The organism is Rummeliibacillus pycnus (assembly GCF_002884495.1).
In the GTDB taxonomy this organism is placed as follows: Bacteria; Bacillota; Bacilli; order Bacillales_A; family Planococcaceae; genus Rummeliibacillus; species Rummeliibacillus pycnus.
Window position 1 is genome coordinate 376,717 of the sequence record NZ_KZ614145.1, and the last position, 17,886, is coordinate 394,602.

The window sequence follows — 17,886 nt, forward strand, 5'->3', positions numbered from 1 at the left end:
AAGTGTCTCAATCAAACAATGAAAAAGAACAGTTAGTAGAAAACGAAGAAACAACTGTAGAAACACCAGCAGAAGAATCAACTGTGGAAACTGAAAATGAAACGGTTGAAGAAACAGTTCAAAACAATGAAAAAGAAGATGAACTAGACGAACTAGCGCTACTAAAAGAAAAGCTAGAAAAAGAAGAAGAGCGTTATTTACGTCTAAGAGCTGATTTCGACAATTTAAAACGTCGTAATCAAATTGACCGCGTAGCACAAGAAAAGTACCGTGCACAAAATCTACTTACAGATTTATTGCCTGTATTAGATAATTTTGAACGTGCACTACAAGTTGAAGCGACAACGGAAGATGCCCAATCGATGAAACAAGGAATCGAAATGGTGTACCGTTCATTGATAGAAGCTACAAAAAAAGAAGGCTTAGAACCAATTGCTACAGAAGATGCTCCGTTTGATCCGACTATTCATCATGCAGTTATGCAAGAGAAAGATGATACGAAAGAATCAGGAGTTGTCTTACAAGAATTACAAAAAGGTTATATGCTTAAAGATCGTGTACTACGACCAGCAATGGTTAAAGTGAATGAATAATACACATCATAATTTGATGAAAAGAAATTTAGGAGGAAATAGAAATGAGTAAAATTATTGGTATTGACTTAGGTACAACTAACTCTTGCGTATCTGTATTAGAAGGTGGCGAACCTGTAGTAATCGCAAACAAAGAAGGCGCTCGTACAACTCCATCAGTTGTAGCATTTAAAAACGGCGAACGCCAAGTTGGTGAAGTAGCTAAACGTCAATCAATTACAAACCCTAATACAATTATTTCAATTAAACGTCATATGGGTACTGACTACAAAGTGAAAATTGAAGATAAAGAATATACACCTCAAGAAGTTTCAGCAATGATTCTTACTCACTTAAAAGAATATGCTGAAGATTATCTTGGCGAAAAAGTAACAAAAGCAGTTATTACTGTTCCTGCTTACTTCAACGATGCTCAACGTCAAGCAACAAAAGACGCTGGTAAAATCGCAGGTCTTGAAGTTGAACGTATTATCAACGAACCAACAGCTGCTGCACTTGCATATGGCTTAGAAAAAATGGATCAAGATCAAAAAGTCTTAGTATTTGACCTTGGTGGTGGTACATTCGACGTATCAATCCTTGAACTTGGTGATGGTGTATTTGAAGTTTTAGCTACTGCTGGTGATAATCGTCTTGGTGGCGATGACTTTGACCAAAAAATTATCGATTATTTAGTAGCAGAATTCAAAAAAGAAAATGGCATTGATTTATCTCAAGATAAAATGGCATTACAACGTTTAAAAGATGCTGCTGAAAAAGCGAAAAAAGAATTATCAGGTGTAACAACAACTCAAATTTCTTTACCATTCATCACTGCTGGAGAAGCTGGCCCATTACACTTAGAAGTATCACTTTCACGTGCTAAATTCAATGAGTTAACAGCAGATTTAGTAGAACGTACAATGGTTCCAACTCGCCAAGCATTAAGTGATGCAGGTCTATCTGCTTCAGATATTGACCAAGTAATTCTTGTAGGTGGTTCTACTCGTATTCCAGCTGTTCAAGAAGCTGTTAAAAAAGCAACTGGTAAAGAACCACATAAAGGTGTAAACCCTGATGAAGTAGTAGCAATGGGTGCTGCTGTTCAAGGTGGCGTACTTACTGGTGACGTTAAAGATGTAGTACTTCTAGACGTAACTCCATTATCACTTGGTATTGAAACAATGGGTGGTGTGTTCACAAAATTAATCGATCGTAACACTACAATCCCAACATCTAAATCACAAGTATTCTCAACAGCTGCAGATAACCAACCTGCTGTAGACATTCACGTATTACAAGGTGAACGTTCAATGGCTGCTGATAACAAAACATTAGGTCGTTTCCAATTAACAGATATCCCACCAGCTCCACGTGGTGTTCCTCAAATCGAAGTAACTTTCGATATTGATAAAAACGGTATCGTTAACGTAAAAGCAAAAGACCTAGGTACTCAAAAAGAACAAAATATCACAATCCAATCTGACTCAGGTTTATCTGAAGAAGATATCGAACGTATGGTTAAAGAAGCTGAAGCAAATGCTGAAGCTGATAAAAAACGTAAAGAAGAAGTTGATCTTAAAAACGAAGCAGATCAATTAGTCTTCCAAGTTGATAAAACAATCACTGATTTAGGCGACCAAATTACTGAGGATGAAAAGAAATCAGTAACTGATGCTAAAGAAGAGTTACAAAAAGCTCTTGAAGCTGGTGAAATCGAAGGTATTAAATCAGCTAAAGAAAAACTAGAAGGTATTCTTCAACCATTAATCATGAAAGTTTACCAAAAGGCTGCTGAAGCACAACAAGCTCAAGCTGGTGCAGAAGGTAAAGCTACAGATAAAAAAGACGATGGCGTTGTTGACGCAGACTTTACAGAAGTTAACGATAAATAATAGTGCTGAACGGGTGAGTTTAATAAAATAGTCTATAGCTGATACGTTTTTTGCGGCTAGGGCTATCCCACCTGTTTCCTCGACAATCGTTGCAAGGTTTGGACCAAATACATCTTTTTTGCTTTTACCAAGCAGATAGATGTTACAAGTAAGATAGCTAAGATACCAAGTACTATGTCAAGGGCATCTATGGAGTACAAACTATGACCATTAAGAGGCGGGCGTGTAAAGCCGAATATTCATCGTTTATAAAGTAATATGAAAAGCCAAAGACCGCTCTCGGGCTTTGGCTTTTTTAATTGAGTACTGAAACTAATTTAACTTTTAAGTACAAGTAAAGTTGTAATATTGCTTTTGCCATTTTATCGATACATGGTACAATAATAATTATGTGAAAAGAGCGGAGTGTGAAAGATGGAGAAACGTGATTATTACGAAGTTTTAGGCATTCAAAAAAATGCCTCTAAAGACGAGATAAAAAAAGCATATCGTAAATTATCAAAACAATACCATCCTGACTTAAACAAAGAACCAGGGGCAGAAGAAAAATTTAAAGAAATTGCTGAAGCATACGAAGTGTTAAGTGACGATCAAAAACGTGCTCGTTACGACCAATTTGGCCATCAAGATCCAAACCAAGGCTTTGGAGGATTTGGAGGATTTGGTGGTGCAGAAGGCTTTGGTGGATTTGAAGATATCTTTAGCTCATTCTTTGGTGGCGGTAGAACTCGACGTGATCCAAATGCACCACGCAAAGGTGATGATCTTCAATACCGAATGACAATTAGTTTTGAAGAAGCCGTATTCGGTAAAGAAAAAGAAATCGAAATTCCACGTGAAGAAACTTGTGATACATGTCATGGTACAGGTGCAAAACCAGGTACATCAAAAGAAACATGTTCTTACTGTAATGGTTCCGGTCAAACTTCAGAAACAGTCAACACACCATTTGGTCAAATGGTTAACCGTCGTACATGTAGCCATTGCCAAGGTACTGGTCAAATTATTAAAGAAAAATGTTCAACATGTCATGGAGCAGGTACGATTAAAAGACGTAAAAAAATCAAAGTTAATATTCCAGCAGGTGTGGATGATGGACAACAATTACGTTTAAGTGGTCAAGGTGAAGCAGGTGTAAACGGAGGCCCAGCAGGGGATTTATACATTGTATTCCATGTTCGTGCAAGCGACAAATTTGAACGTGATGGTGATGATATCTATTTAGAATTGCCAATTACATTCCCACAAGCTGCACTTGGAGATGAAATCGAAGTACCAACAATTCATGGTAAAGTAAAAATGAAAATCCCTGCAGGTACTCAATCAGGTGATCGTTTCCGCTTAAAAGGTAAAGGGGTTAAAAACGTTCATGGCTATGGAAATGGTGACCAACATGTCATTGTCCAAATCATTACACCAAAGAAATTAACTGAAAAACAAAAAGAATTATTAAGAGAATTTGCTAGTATTTCTGGCGATATCCCAGAAGAACAAAGTAGTTCTTTAATCGACAAAATAAAGAAAAAATTTAAAGGTGAATAATTAGAGGAGTGATTGCAAGTGAAATGGTCGGAGTTATCCATCCATACAACCAACGAAGCTGTTGAACCAATCTCAAATATCCTGCATGAAGCAGGTGCTAGCGGTGTCGTTATTGAAGATTCAGAAGACTTAAGCAAAATTCGTGAAAATGAATTTGGAGAAATATACGAATTAAATCCATCTGATTTCCCAGTGGATGGTGTGATTATAAAAGCTTATTTACCGGTCACAAGCTTTTTAGGAGAAACAGTAGAAGAAATTAAACTTGCAATCACAAACCTTATTAATTTTGATATTAATATTGGTGCTAATGAAGTTTCAATTAGTGAAGTAAACGAAGAAGAATGGGCGACTGCATGGAAAAAATATTATCATCCAGTAAAGATTTCAAATCGTTTTACAATCGTTCCAACTTGGGAAATTTATGAACCAGTTGAAAGTGATGAGTTAATAATAGAATTAGATCCTGGTATGGCATTTGGGACAGGGACACACCCAACAACAGTGATGAGTTTACAAGCATTAGAAAAGCATGTGACAAAAGATTCAACCGTTATTGATGTAGGCACTGGTTCCGGAGTTTTAGCAATTGGTGCAGCAATGCTTGGTGCAAAACATGTTCATGCACTAGATCTTGATGAAGTGGCTGTCCAATCTGCAAAACTAAATGTCAAACTAAACAAAGTTCAAGATCATATTGAAGTAGTTCAAGGAAACTTACTAGATACTGTGAAAGAGCCAGCTGAAATAGTGGTAGCGAATATTTTAGCGGAAATTATTATGACTTTTACTGATGATGCTTATACTGTTGTTAAACCAGGTGGTTATTTCATCACTTCAGGAATCATTGAAGCGAAAAAAGAAGATGTTAAGGAATCGCTTGAGAAAGCTGGGTTCATCATTGACGAAGTAATGATGATGGAAGACTGGGTTACAATTATTTCTCGTAAATCCTAAATTTTTGGAGTGTACTTATGCAACGATATTTTATCAATGAATCATTTGACAATGAATTGGCAATCATCAGCGGGGATGATGCTCACCATATTTCAAAAGTTATGCGTATGCGTGTTGGGGACGAGATAATCGTCGTTCATAATGGGGAAGCTACAATATGTGAAATCGCAGATCTAAAAGAAGATGGAGTACGTGTGCAAAAAACACATCGTACGTTACCATCACCAGAACTTCCTATCAATGTGACAATCGCTTGTGGATTACCAAAAGGCGACAAATTAGATTTAATCGTGCAAAAATCAACTGAATTGGGAATGTACGCTTTGATTCCATTTGAAGCTGAACGTTCAATTGTCAAATGGGACTATAAAAAAGGAAAAAAGAAACAAGAACGATTGCAAAAAATAGCAAAAGAAGCTGCTGAACAATCCCATCGTACCCATATACCAATAATTCAAGAACCTATTAGTTTTAAAAAGCTTTTACAAGAAGTAGGAAATTATGATGTCGTCTTCCTAGCAGATGAAGAAGATGCTAAACAAGTTGTGCGTACGAGATTTGCCGAACAGCTAAAAAAGGTGTATGATTATAAATCAATGCTTGTCATCTTCGGTCCAGAAGGCGGAATTGATCGAGGGGAAGCACAAGCTCTAAAACAATTAGGATGTCAGTGTATATCACTAGGACCTAGAATATTACGAGCGGAAACTGCACCTTTCTATGTGCTTTCTGCTATTTCTTATGAATTTGAATGAAAGAGGTGAGCAGCCTTGTCTTCAGTGGCTTTTCACACACTTGGATGTAAAGTGAATCACTATGAAACAGAAGCAATTTGGCAACTGTTTAAAGATGAAGGTTATGAACGGAAAGAATTTGATCATCAAGCGGATGTATATGTCATAAATACATGTACTGTTACGAATACAGGGGACAAAAAAAGTCGTCAAGTGATTCGCCGTGCGATTCGTCAAAATCCAGATGCAGTAATTTGCGTAACAGGATGCTATGCCCAAACTTCTCCAGCTGAGATTATGGCAATTCCTGGCGTTGATATAGTTGTAGGTACGCAAGATCGTATGAAAATGCTTGGATATATTGAACAATATAAACAAGAACGTCAACCTATTAATGCAGTAAAAAATATTATGAAAAATAGAGTATATGAAGAATTGGATGTACCTTATTTCACAGACCGTACACGTGCTTCATTGAAAATTCAAGAAGGCTGTAATAATTTCTGTACTTTTTGTATCATCCCATGGGCTCGCGGTCTAATGCGTTCTCGTGATCCAAAAGAGGTTGTACGTCAAGCACAACAATTAGTCGAAGCTGGTTATTTAGAAATTGTTTTAACTGGTATTCATACAGGCGGTTATGGACAAGACTTAAAAGATTATAACTTAGCACAACTTCTTCGTGATATTGAAGCTAATGTAAAAGGTTTAAAACGTTTACGTATCAGTTCAATCGAAGCAAGTCAACTAACAGATGAAGTAATCGAAGTATTACGTGATTCTAAAATTGTTGTAAATCACTTACACATTCCAATTCAATCTGGATCTGATACTGTTTTAAAACGTATGCGCCGTAAGTATACAATGGAATTCTTCGGAGAACGTTTAGATCGATTACGTGAAGTATTACCGGATCTTGCAGTTACATCTGATGTAATCGTTGGATTCCCAGGTGAAACAGAAGAAGAATTTATGGAAACTTATAACTTTATTGCAAAACATAAATTTGCAGAATTACATGTTTTCCCATTCTCAAAACGTACGGGTACTCCTGCAGCTCGTATGGAAGATCAAGTAGACGAAGAAGTGAAAAATGAACGTGTTCATCGTTTATTAACCTTAAATGATCAACTCGCGAAAGAGTATGCTTCGAAGTTTGAAAATCAAGTACTTGAAGTAATACCAGAAGAAGTAATTAAAGAAGGCGAAGAAGCAGGATTGCTTACAGGTTATACTAGTAACTATTTGAAAATTGTATTTGAAGGTACTGAAGATATGATTGGTAAACTAGTGAAAGTCAAAATTGACAAGGCAGGATATCCACATTCACATGCTCAATTCGTTCGCGTTATTGATACCGTTAATGCATAATTTTAGAATATGTCAAAAAGCCTAGCGACCAAAGCTAGGCTTTTTTGTTATAGTAATAGATAACAACGAATTGAGGCGATGAAGTTGAAAAAATTAACCATCTCATTAATCATTATGACGCTCGTTGTCTCAAGCGTTATATTGATTGTCAATCATCAAACCAAACAAGGATTACTGAATAATAGTAAAAACAATCATTTGAATAGTCATTATGCTACTAGTAAACTAGAAAATCATCAGAATAAACCTACAAAGAAAGTATTAGAATCTGAGCAGAAAACTACCAATAAACAAGTTAGCAAAAAAGCTGCTGCTCATTCCAAAAAGGTAAAAAAAGTAGTCATTACAATTGACCCTGGCCATCAAAAACGTGCAAATATTGCTCCTGAGCCTGTTGCACCTGGTTCTGTTGAAACAAAGTATAAAGCAACAGTGGGTTCAATGGGGATTGTTACAAGGAAACCGGAATACGCAATCACACTAGAAGCTTCAAAAATGCTAGAAAAAAAACTTAAGCAAAAAGGTTATCAAGTAATATTAACTCGTACATCAAATGATGTTGATTTATCGAATCGTGATCGAGCTCAAATAGCAAACAAACATAAATCATCCTTATTCATAAGGATGCATGCAGATGGAGCTGAAAATTCAAATGCAAAAGGATTTTCAATTATTGCTCCAACGAAAGATAATCCATATACAAAAAAAGTATTTAAAGAAAGCCGTAAAGCCTCTAAATCAATTGTTGAGGAGGTAGGAAAAGAATTTTCACTTTATCAGAATGGCGTTAATTATCGAGCGGGTTTATCAGGATTTAACTGGTCACGGGTGCCTGTCATATTAATAGAATTAGGTTACGTTACTAATCCTGAGGAAGATCGTAATCTCTCTAATAAAAAATACTTAGAAAAACTAACCACTTACATTACCAAAGGTGTAGATCAGTATTTTCATAATCTTTAGTTTAGTGATTTTAACTTGATAGACATTTCTTCAATTGAGAAATAAAACATGCTTAAAAAATTGGATATATAGTTGTATCAGAAGATTTTACCGGAAAACTTTAAGGTGAAATCTTTTTTTGATGGTTTTTATTTTAATATCTAATATTTAGATGTTAAAATATATTTAATGATAATAAGAAGTATTCTTCTTATCAAAAAAGGAGGAAATTTAAATGGGACGTGTAGAAGGTAAAATCGCATTAGTAACAGGTGCTGCATCAGGAATTGGGTTAGCATCAGCTCAATTATTAGCGAAAGAAGGCGCTAAAGTTGTTTTAGCTGACTTCAATATCGAAGGTGCAAAAAAAGAAGCAAAATCCCTACAAGAAAAGGGTTACGAAGTATTAGCAGTATTCCTTGATGCAGGTGACCAAGCTTCTATAAAGGCTGCTGTAGAGTTCACAGTAAACACTTACGGTACAATAAATGTTCTTTATAATAATGTTGGTATTACCAACTTACGCAAAGACTTAGATGTCGTCAATATGGACTTAGATGAATGGGATCGTTTGATGAATGTCAACTTAAAATCGGTCCTACTTGGTGCTCGTTATGCCATACCTTATATGCAAAAAGCTGGTGGCGGTTCAATCATAAATACGACTTCAATGGCTGCATTTGCTTCTGACTCAATTCGTTCAGCTTATGGTGCATCAAAAGCAGGGGTAGCACATTTAACAAAATATATTGCTACACAATATGGCAAAGATAAAATTCGTTGTAATGCTATAGCACCTGGGTTAATCCTAACGCCAGCTGCAAAAAATAATTTACCTCAAAAAATGCTTGAAATTTTTACGAAATACAACGCACTTCCATACAATGGCGAAGCAGAAGATATCGGTTATGCAGTTGTGTATTTAGCTTCTGATGAATCTAAATTTATGACAGGTCAAGTAATGCAAATTGAAGGTGGTCACTATATTGGTAACCCAACAATTGCAGACCTTGATGCATGGATGGCTGAACAACAAAAATAAATCCTTGATATAAATGAGTAAATTTCATAATTCAAAGTTTTAATATAAAACACGAACATCTATTCAAGGAAGCTAATTCAATGTCCTGTGGGAAAGTGAGATAGGTGAGATCCCACAGTGAACGAAGTTAGGATATTGAAAAAGTAATAAATAGCAAGATTTTTATGATAAAAATCTTGTATTACAATCTTAATTGAAAGTGGAATTAGCGTAGACTCCTGTGGGAAAACGGACTAGACGAGACCCCGCAGGAACGAGGAGGCTCGTCAGTTCGTCCACGGAAAGCGGAGCTAATTCCACTATCGTTCAACAGCGGATATATGCTATAAATTTTTGTGTTACTCCCCTTTTTCAATGGCCTCAACGCTCACTTAGCACGAAAGCGCCATCTGGAGCGGATATTAAGCAAATAGTATATTACATATATAATCCCAGTTATTGGATTGTATATGTTAGATAACATTCGCGTTTTTCGGCTAAAAAAGTATTTATGAAATTGAGTGAAATAAGTAAAATAAATAAACTCGTATGGTGTTTAAAATCATACGGGTTTTTTATTAAGGTATATTTGAAATAAGTATCGATCAAAATCCTTTGAAATCAATTATAATGGTTGGAAATTTAGTTTTACGTTTTAGTGGAAAAAATATTATGAGTCATGATAGACTTGAGAGGTACGTACATCTCTAAAATTAAAGGAGTTTTCCAAGATGGCTAAAAACTATGCTTCATATATTGATCATACTTTATTAAAACCAGAAGCAACAGAAGAACAAATTATAAAATTATGTGAAGAAGCTAAAGAATTTAATTTTGCTTCAGTTTGTGTTAACCCTGTATGGGTAAGTGTTGCTGCTGCTGAATTAAAAGAAGCAACATCAAAAGTTTGTACAGTAATCGGTTTCCCATTAGGGGCATCTACTAGTGCTACAAAAGCGTTTGAAACAAAAGATGCAATTGCTAATGGTGCTGATGAAATTGATATGGTGATTAATATTGGTGCTTTAAAAGGTGGACAATATGATTTAGTTGAGAATGATATTAAAGCAGTAGTAGAAGCAGCAAACGGTACTTTAGTAAAAGTTATTATTGAAACTTGCTTGCTTTCAGAAGAAGAAAAAGTAAAAGCATGTGAATTATCTGTTACAGCTGGAGCAGATTTTGTGAAAACTTCAACGGGTTTTTCAACAGGTGGAGCCACAGCAGAAGACGTAGCATTAATGCGTAAAACTGTTGGATCTGAAATCGGAGTTAAGGCATCTGGCGGTGTCAGAAGCTTAGAAGATTTAGAAGGAATGGTAGCAGCAGGCGCAACTCGTATTGGTGCAAGTTCTGGTGTTAAAATTATGAAAGGCCAAAAATCAAAAACAGACTATTAATTCGCCCAATAGTATTGACCAAATGTTAGTAATAAGTTATAATTCTTTAGTACACAACGTTATTCATATTATTACATAATGTTGTGCTTTGACGTGTGTTCGGAGGGAGGGAAAGAGAGATGTCAAAAACTGTCGTTAGAAAAAACGAATCGCTTGAAGATGCTCTTCGCCGCTTCAAACGTACTGTTTCTAAAAGTGGTACAATTCAAGAGGTAAGAAAACGCGAATTTTATGAAAAACCTAGCGTAAAACGCAAAAAGAAATCAGAAGCTGCACGTAAACGTAAGTGGTAATTTAAATTCCTAGACAATCCCTACGTTCTAAACACGCACTATCATGATTTATTAAACTCGCAAATAATCTAAGCCGAGAAATCTTAATTGATTTCTTGGCTTATTTATTTTCTTTAATGTTCTAACAAGCATTACCAAGTAGTTTGTGTTTTAATATAAATATAGAAAAACATAACTTTGAAGGTGATTCCATGCATTATCTATGGACAGCTTTACAACTAATTGGAATAGGGATTTTGAATTATTTTGTGAGTGGACGTCTTATAGGAACTAAGCTTAATTTTACTAAGAAAGTACTGTCGGCTACTTTAAGTGTAGTATTCACTACTTTTGTTTATTGGTATTCCTATTTAAGACATACTAACTTTCCAAAAGAAGACATGATTTATGAAGTTACCAATATTGGCACCCTTGTGTGGATTGGAAGTATGTTATTAATTACGATGCTGTTTTATTTAATATTGGAACTATTTGATCCTATTAAATTAGGAGAACGTGGTGAGAGACTAACTGGCAATCGGAATATTATCATGAGGGTACGTGGTACTTGGAAACGACAAAGACGACTCACTCAAGTTTTTAGAATAGCTTTTAAACAAGGTGTTGGACGTACTTTAAAGTACAAAAGAACCTATGAAAATGACCGTTTCCTTGCAACTACACTACGCAACACATTAGAAGAATGTGGTGGCATTTTTATTAAATTTGGACAAGTATTGTCCACGAGAAAAGATATATTACCGCAAGCTTTTATAGAAGAACTATCAAAACTACAACAAAATGTCAAACCAATGACAGCTGAACAATTACATACCCAGTTATCGATAGGACTTCAAAAACCACTACAAGAGGTATTTAAGTATTTTGATGATCAACCACTGGCAGCAGGTTCAATTGGACAAGTACATAAAGCAGTATTAAGAGAAACTGGAGAAGAAGTAATTGTCAAACTTTTAAGGTCAAATGTAACTTCAGTGATTAATCAGGATTTAGATATTCTCTTGCACTTTTCAGAATGGCTTGTTGAAGAATCTTCATGGGCAGAAAACTTAGGCATACACCAATTAGCTACAGGGTTTGCAAACAGTCTGAGAGAAGAAATAAATTTTGAAATAGAAGCAAGAAATATGGAACAATTGACAAATGCTTTACGAAAAGATAAAAAAAGCGTCAAAATTCCTAAGGTTTATAAGCAATATAGTAATCGAATGATTTTAGTGATTGAATACATTCATGGAGTAAGTATTCGAGATAGTGCAATCTTATTAAGAAAGCATGGTATAAAAGAAAACGATTTAATGCGCTCAATTTATGATACATTTTTACAGCAATTACTTGTAACTGGGGTTTTTCATGCAGATCCTCATCCAGGCAATATTTTTGTATTAGAAAAAACAGGTCAAGCATGCTTTTTAGATTTTGGAGCAGTAGGAAGAATTGGTCCATTACAACAACAAGGCCTGCGAACATTGTTCATTGGTATTGAACGGAATGATCCACGAATCGTATTGGAAGGACTAAAATATTTAATCCAAGACGGAGAAATTCATGAAGAGGATAATTTAATACAATCGCTTAGTCAATTACTTATTCAGCTATCTTATTTGGATAAAATATCTGTTGAAGAATTAGTGCAAAATCTATTTACAATCATTCAAAAATTTGAATTGCGTCTTTATCCAATGGTAGGGGTTGCTTTACGTGCACTTATAACATTAGAAGGATCGTTAAATATTCTTGATACGAATTATAACCTCTTCACTGAAGCTAAGCGTTTTACTTCTAGAAATAAAAAAGACTTTTTGCCAGTATCCAATTTTAGAGATGCTAAGGAAATGTTAGAGCAAGAACTAGTTATGCTTTTACCGACTTTGCAAGATTTACCTCGACGTTTTGAAAATATGGCAGAAACGATTGAAAAAGGAAAAGTGACGGTTAAATTAGACGTATTTTCAGAAAGAGCTAGTAGCTCATTTGTCAATCAATGGTTATCCTTATTTATGTTATTGTTAGTGGGAATTACTTTTGGAATTATTTCCGTGTCATTATTAGCGATTTCACAATTCATCCACTCTGTATCTGCCATCTATTTAAATACAGCATCGTTTTTAGGACTATTCCTAAGCGGAGTAATTCTTGTTCGTCTCTCCATTCATGCAATACGAAGTTCGAAAAAAGCATAATTGAAATTAGATGAAACTTATAGCCTAATCATTCGTATGTTATATGGATAAGATTGTATAAGTGAGAGGAGGGGAGAAGTTTTAGCTGATGCCAAAAACCACTATTTTAATAGTTGCCATATTGACCGTATTAATTGCTATTCCACTTCATGCAATCACTGTATATGCTGCTGATGTAGAATCTCAGCAAGTAAATGGATGGCTTTTGTGGATGACACAACCGATTGTTGTAACACTTTTACTTTGTATCGCTAGTATGGGAGTTGTATTACAAGCTTTTTCACCCCATTTTGGTTTTGGTGGAATTTTAAGTATTTTAGCATTATTGTTCTTTTACGTGATTCATATGATTGCTGGGTATGCAACTTGGCAAAGTATTTTTTTATTAGTATTGGGCGTTATTTTATTACTTTTAGAGGTGATTGTACCTGGTGGTATTGTAGGAAGTTTGGGCTTTGCAACAATTATAATAAGTCTTTTAAGCTCAGGGACCGATACGATGCATATGGCTTATGCAATTTTGACAGCCTTAATCGTGTTAGTCTTAGGAATGGTGATTATGATGAAATTTTTTGGTAAGAAATTAAATCTCTTTAACAAAATGGTTTTAAACGATTCAACCGATACGGAGAAAGGCTATGTATCAAATAAGAATCGAATTGATTTATTAGGGCAGGAAGCGATTACAACTACTCCTCTCCGTCCTTCTGGTACGGCAATGCTAGGGGAAGAACGAATTGATGTCGTATCAGAAGGTGGCTATATCGATGCTCATAAAAAAGTCACAATCATTAAAGTAGAAGGCGTTCGTATTGTTGTACGAGAGTCTCATAAAGATTAGGAGGATAAAATCAATGGCTTTAACAGGTAGTTTACTAGCTACAATTATTGCAATTGTAGTAGTATTTTTAGCGCTAGTTGTACTATTCACATTTGTACCTGTAGCATTATGGATTTCAGCACTTGCAGCAGGAGTAAAAGTAAGTATTTTCACACTAATAGGGATGCGTTTACGTCGAGTAATTCCTTCGCGGATCGTTAATCCTTTGATCAAAGCACATAAAGCAGGTCTTCCTGTAACGATTAATCAATTGGAAAGTCACTATCTTGCCGGCGGGAATGTTGATCGTGTTGTAAACGCATTAATCGCTGCTCATCGTGCTAATATATCGTTAACATTTGAACGTTGCGCTGCTATTGATTTGGCTGGTCGTGATGTGCTAGAAGCAGTTCAAATGTCAGTTAACCCAAAAGTTATTGAAACACCGTTTATTGCAGGTGTTGCGATGAATGGGATTGAAGTCAAAGCGAAAGCGCGTATTACTGTTCGTGCCAATATTGATCGCTTAGTCGGTGGTGCTGGTGAAGAAACCATTGTAGCACGTGTTGGTGAAGGGATTGTCAGTACAATAGGTAGTTCACAAAGTCATACAGATGTTCTTGAAAACCCAGATTCAATCTCACAAACAGTATTATCTAAGGGTTTAGACTCAGGTACTGCATTTGAAATTCTGTCTATCGATATCGCAGATGTTGATGTCGGCAAGAACATTGGCGCGGAATTACAAATCGAGCAAGCACAAGCAGATAAAAACATTGCTCAGGCGAAAGCTGAAGAACGACGTGCAATGGCAGTTGCTTCTGAACAAGAGATGATTGCTAAAGTACAAGAGATGAAAGCAAAAGTAGTTGAAGCTGAAGCAGAAGTACCAATGGCAATGGCTGAGGCATTACGCTCAGGAAATATCGGAATTATGGATTATATGAATTACAAAAACATTCAAGCAGATACAGGTATGCGTGATTCCATTGGTAAAATGAATCAAAATGGGCATGACGCAAATAAAACTTCCGATGATCAATAATATAACAAATCATATGTACATGAAGATAGGGGGCTAAATTTATGGAAGCGATTATTATCTTAATTATCACTTCATTAATTGGCTATTTCTTCAAAGATAAAAATGAAAAGAATACAAAAACACCTCCTCCCATTAATCGTCCAATCCCACAATTTGGGTCAAAGAAATTAGATCAAAAAATGCATAAAGTGGAGGAGTATACAAAGAATGTTCTACAGGATATTGAACATAAAATACCTGAAATAGATGAAAAGAAAAAACAAATTACGCGTATAGATCAAAAAGTGGAGCGACTCCTTAAAAAGGAAGTCGGTGAACGAATTGATCGAACAACAAATGAGCGTTCAGAGCGTTCAACAATCATACAAAAATCCAATCCTATGGAAGTTTCTAAAAAAGAAAAAACTTCCTCTAGTTCTGGGTTTACTTTTCCGAAGAATTCAAATGATTTAGCGCAAGCATTTTTAATGGCTGAAATATTAGGACCACCCAAATCGAAAAGATAACACATGCCCTCCTCTCTTGTAGCATATGCTAAAAAGAGAGGGGGTTTTTTATGTCGAAAAGGCTATTACAAGTGATGCCTCTGATCGAAATTGAAAACTTCCAGCAAATTAGAATCAGAGGAGATTTAATGCTTGAAACGATTGCAGATCACCACATGACTTTTTTGCATGAAGATTACCGTATACAAATTGAAGCTGAATCCTTTCATGTAAAACTTCTTCGAGATGAATTGTTAGCACTTGACATGAAAAACTTAAAAAAAATTGAGCTCACCAGAATAGAGGATTAGGATGTATGAAAAAAAGTCGAGAATATCGTATTGTTCGAATTCGTATTAAAAGAACGAAAAGACTCCCAGCTTTTTTAAACGCACTAACAAAATCCAAAATCGTATTGCGTCACCTTACAACAACAGAAGATGAAGTGTCATTCCACACTGTACGAAAACATCTTCCCACTATTCGGAAATTACGTTATCAATATGGCATTACTTTTCGAATAGAGTCATTAGATGACGATCAAGTATTACGTAAAGAGTGGATTGTTTACACTGGATTAGTTCTCTTGCTTGCCATTCCTTTCTTATTTTCTCAATGGATTTGGCAAGTGTCTATTGAAAATGCAACACCAGAGCAAACAGAAGAATTGTCCACAACCTTAAATGAAATGCACTTAGCAGGACCTTTTATGAAGAAGAATAAACCAGATGATTCAATGATTAGACAATTTATATTATCGAAACATCGAGACCTTTCTTGGATTCATATTCATCGAAGAGGAAGTAAGTTGATTTTTGAGCCATTAGCAGCCCCAGTGATTGAAAACGAAGTCACAAATGACTCTGTAAAGGGCAATTTAATAGCAAATAAAAGTGGTGTTATTACACACTTTAACTTACAAAAAGGTGAACGAGTAGTAGAAGAAAATGATGCTGTAAAAAACGGTGATTTACTGGTATCAGGTGTATTAAAACGTGGTGAAGAAGATATCGTTTATGGAGCAGAGGGAGAAGTGTATGCAGATTACTGGATAGAATCTGACTTTTCAATACCAAAAAGGATTTCTTATAAGACTATGGGAGAAAAAACGTATCATTTCCGTTGGGCAAATGAGAAAAAGAATGAAAATGCATGGAAAGTCGTAAAATTACCTAAGTGGTTTTCAGCGATTGGTGAAGTATACTTACAGCAAGAATTAATTGAAAAAAAAGTTACGCTTGACGAAAATTCAATTGAAAATATGATAATCCCCCTTTTGCATCAAAAATATGTAAAAGAATTACCACCAAAAACCGTTGTAAAGCGTGAAAAACTTTTGAATGTTACAATTGATAATGATACAGTAAGAGGGAAAGTATTGTTTTTAGTAAATGAAAATATTGCAGTTAAACAAGCGATTAACCAAGGAGATTGAGCATGACAGAACAACAACCAATTCAATTACAAATGCAAGATCCAAATGAAGCAGTCATGCTTCTAGGTATTTCTGATGTCAATTTAAAATTAATCGAAGAAGCTTTCCGTATTCAAATGATTACCCGTGGTGATTCAATAGTCATTGTGGGTGAAGAAGACAATAAACAACAAGCTAGTCTTTTAGTACAACAATTATTGAAAGTCATAAGAAAAGGCATTAACATCAATCAGCGTGATGTTGTGTCAGCACTAGAAATGTCTAAAAACGGGACGATTGAATATTTTTCTGAGCTTTATGATGAAGTAATTGCACGAAATACAAAAGGCAAAATAATTCGTGCAAAAACAATTGGGCAAAGACAATATATTCAAGCAATCCGTCATAAAGATTTGGTTTTTTGTATTGGACCTGCTGGAACAGGGAAAACGTATTTGGCTGTAGTCATGGCTACACAAGCATTGAAAAATGGTCATGTAAAAAGAATTATTTTAACAAGACCAGCAGTTGAAGCTGGTGAAAGCCTAGGTTTCTTACCGGGAGATTTAAAAGAAAAAGTTGACCCATATTTAAGACCATTATACGATGCTTTAAATGATGTCCTAGGGGCAGAACAAACAGCTCGAATGATTGAACGGGGAACAATTGAAATTGCCCCGCTAGCTTATATGCGTGGTCGTACATTAGATGATGCATTTGTTATATTAGATGAGGCTCAAAATACAACAGAGGCTCAGATGAAAATGTTTTTAACTCGTTTAGGATTTGGCTCAAAAATGGTCATTACAGGTGATAAAACACAAATTGATTTACCGAATGGTGCAAAATCAGGTCTTATTAGTGCAGAAAATACATTGCGAAATGTAAAAGAACTTGAATTTAGATTTTTAGAACAAGCAGACGTTGTCAGACATCCACTCGTTGCTAAAATTATTCAAGCTTATGAAGAACAAAAATAATATAGAAAAAGTAAAATCAGAGGGAAATTTGCTCCTCTGATTTTTTGATGCAACAAGTTGAAACAGTTAATCGATTGAGTGGTCCTTTTGTAAAAATATCTATAGCACGTCTATAAGAATAGTAAATAGAACCAATCCAAATCTAGTCAATTACCAATTAAACCAGCTTCGAAATTTACCTAATTTATGTAAAAAAAATAAAATTACTAATTGCTACTAAATAATGATGGCA

The 17,886-nt window shown here is 35.3% G+C and carries 17 protein-coding genes; all 17 read left to right on the forward strand.

Going from position 1 to position 17,886, the window contains the following annotated elements; genetic code table 11:
* Positions 1-2: 2 nt before the first annotated feature.
* The 17 genes from grpE (at position 3) to CEF14_RS01960 (ending at position 17,654) form a co-directional block, all read left to right on the forward strand.
* Positions 3-593 carry a nucleotide exchange factor GrpE gene (gene grpE, locus CEF14_RS01880; protein WP_102691277.1) on the forward strand — a complete coding sequence of 197 codons (591 nt, stop codon included), beginning with the start codon at positions 3-5 and terminating at the stop codon, positions 591-593.
* A gap of 44 nt (positions 594-637) precedes the next feature.
* Positions 638-2,467 (forward strand): molecular chaperone DnaK, encoded by a 1,830-nt coding sequence (gene dnaK, locus CEF14_RS01885; protein ID WP_102691278.1) that lies wholly within the window; start codon positions 638-640, stop codon positions 2,465-2,467.
* A 414-nt stretch (positions 2,468-2,881) separates the two neighbouring features.
* Positions 2,882-4,009 carry a molecular chaperone DnaJ gene (gene dnaJ, locus CEF14_RS01890; protein ID WP_102691279.1) on the forward strand — a complete coding sequence of 376 codons (1,128 nt, stop codon included), beginning with the start codon at positions 2,882-2,884 and terminating at the stop codon, positions 4,007-4,009.
* Between the two features lie 18 nt (positions 4,010-4,027).
* Positions 4,028-4,966: a 50S ribosomal protein L11 methyltransferase gene (prmA, locus tag CEF14_RS01895; protein WP_102691280.1), complete on the forward strand. Its 939-nt coding sequence runs from the start codon at positions 4,028-4,030 to the stop codon at positions 4,964-4,966.
* Between the two features lie 17 nt (positions 4,967-4,983).
* Complete coding sequence (locus CEF14_RS01900; protein WP_102691281.1) at positions 4,984-5,721, forward strand: 16S rRNA (uracil(1498)-N(3))-methyltransferase; 738 nt, start codon at positions 4,984-4,986, stop codon at positions 5,719-5,721.
* Between the two features lie 15 nt (positions 5,722-5,736).
* Positions 5,737-7,071 (forward strand): tRNA (N(6)-L-threonylcarbamoyladenosine(37)-C(2))-methylthiotransferase MtaB, encoded by a 1,335-nt coding sequence (mtaB, locus tag CEF14_RS01905; RefSeq protein WP_102691282.1) that lies wholly within the window; start codon positions 5,737-5,739, stop codon positions 7,069-7,071.
* A gap of 84 nt (positions 7,072-7,155) precedes the next feature.
* Positions 7,156-8,034 (forward strand): N-acetylmuramoyl-L-alanine amidase family protein, encoded by an 879-nt coding sequence (locus CEF14_RS01910; protein ID WP_211284550.1) that lies wholly within the window; start codon positions 7,156-7,158, stop codon positions 8,032-8,034.
* Between the two features lie 214 nt (positions 8,035-8,248).
* Positions 8,249-9,055, forward strand: a complete 807-nt coding sequence (locus tag CEF14_RS01915) for an SDR family NAD(P)-dependent oxidoreductase (protein ID WP_102691284.1) — start codon at positions 8,249-8,251, stop codon at positions 9,053-9,055.
* Between the two features lie 710 nt (positions 9,056-9,765).
* Positions 9,766-10,434 (forward strand): deoxyribose-phosphate aldolase, encoded by a 669-nt coding sequence (gene deoC, locus CEF14_RS01920; protein WP_102691285.1) that lies wholly within the window; start codon positions 9,766-9,768, stop codon positions 10,432-10,434.
* A gap of 119 nt (positions 10,435-10,553) precedes the next feature.
* Entirely contained in the window at positions 10,554-10,727 is a 174-nt protein-coding gene (gene rpsU, locus CEF14_RS01925; RefSeq protein ID WP_004227078.1) for a 30S ribosomal protein S21, read from the forward strand.
* A 191-nt stretch (positions 10,728-10,918) separates the two neighbouring features.
* Complete coding sequence (locus tag CEF14_RS01930) at positions 10,919-12,910, forward strand: ABC1 kinase family protein (protein ID WP_102691286.1); 1,992 nt, start codon at positions 10,919-10,921, stop codon at positions 12,908-12,910.
* An 88-nt stretch (positions 12,911-12,998) separates the two neighbouring features.
* The gene (locus CEF14_RS01935) at positions 12,999-13,751 is read left to right on the forward strand and encodes an NfeD family protein (protein WP_102691287.1); all 753 of its coding nucleotides are present in this window, start codon (positions 12,999-13,001) and stop codon (positions 13,749-13,751) included.
* A gap of 13 nt (positions 13,752-13,764) precedes the next feature.
* Entirely contained in the window at positions 13,765-14,775 is a 1,011-nt protein-coding gene (floA, locus tag CEF14_RS01940) for a flotillin-like protein FloA (RefSeq protein ID WP_102691288.1), read from the forward strand.
* A gap of 41 nt (positions 14,776-14,816) precedes the next feature.
* Positions 14,817-15,281, forward strand: a complete 465-nt coding sequence (locus CEF14_RS01945; RefSeq protein ID WP_102691289.1) for a hypothetical protein — start codon at positions 14,817-14,819, stop codon at positions 15,279-15,281.
* Positions 15,282-15,331: 50 nt separating this feature from the next.
* The gene (locus CEF14_RS01950) at positions 15,332-15,571 is read left to right on the forward strand and encodes a hypothetical protein (RefSeq protein ID WP_102691290.1); all 240 of its coding nucleotides are present in this window, start codon (positions 15,332-15,334) and stop codon (positions 15,569-15,571) included.
* Between the two features lie 5 nt (positions 15,572-15,576).
* Positions 15,577-16,695, forward strand: a complete 1,119-nt coding sequence (locus CEF14_RS01955) for a sporulation protein YqfD (protein ID WP_102691291.1) — start codon at positions 15,577-15,579, stop codon at positions 16,693-16,695.
* 2 nt (positions 16,696-16,697) lie between these two features.
* The gene (locus CEF14_RS01960) at positions 16,698-17,654 is read left to right on the forward strand and encodes a PhoH family protein (RefSeq protein WP_102691292.1); all 957 of its coding nucleotides are present in this window, start codon (positions 16,698-16,700) and stop codon (positions 17,652-17,654) included.
* Positions 17,655-17,886: the final 232 nt, after the last annotated feature.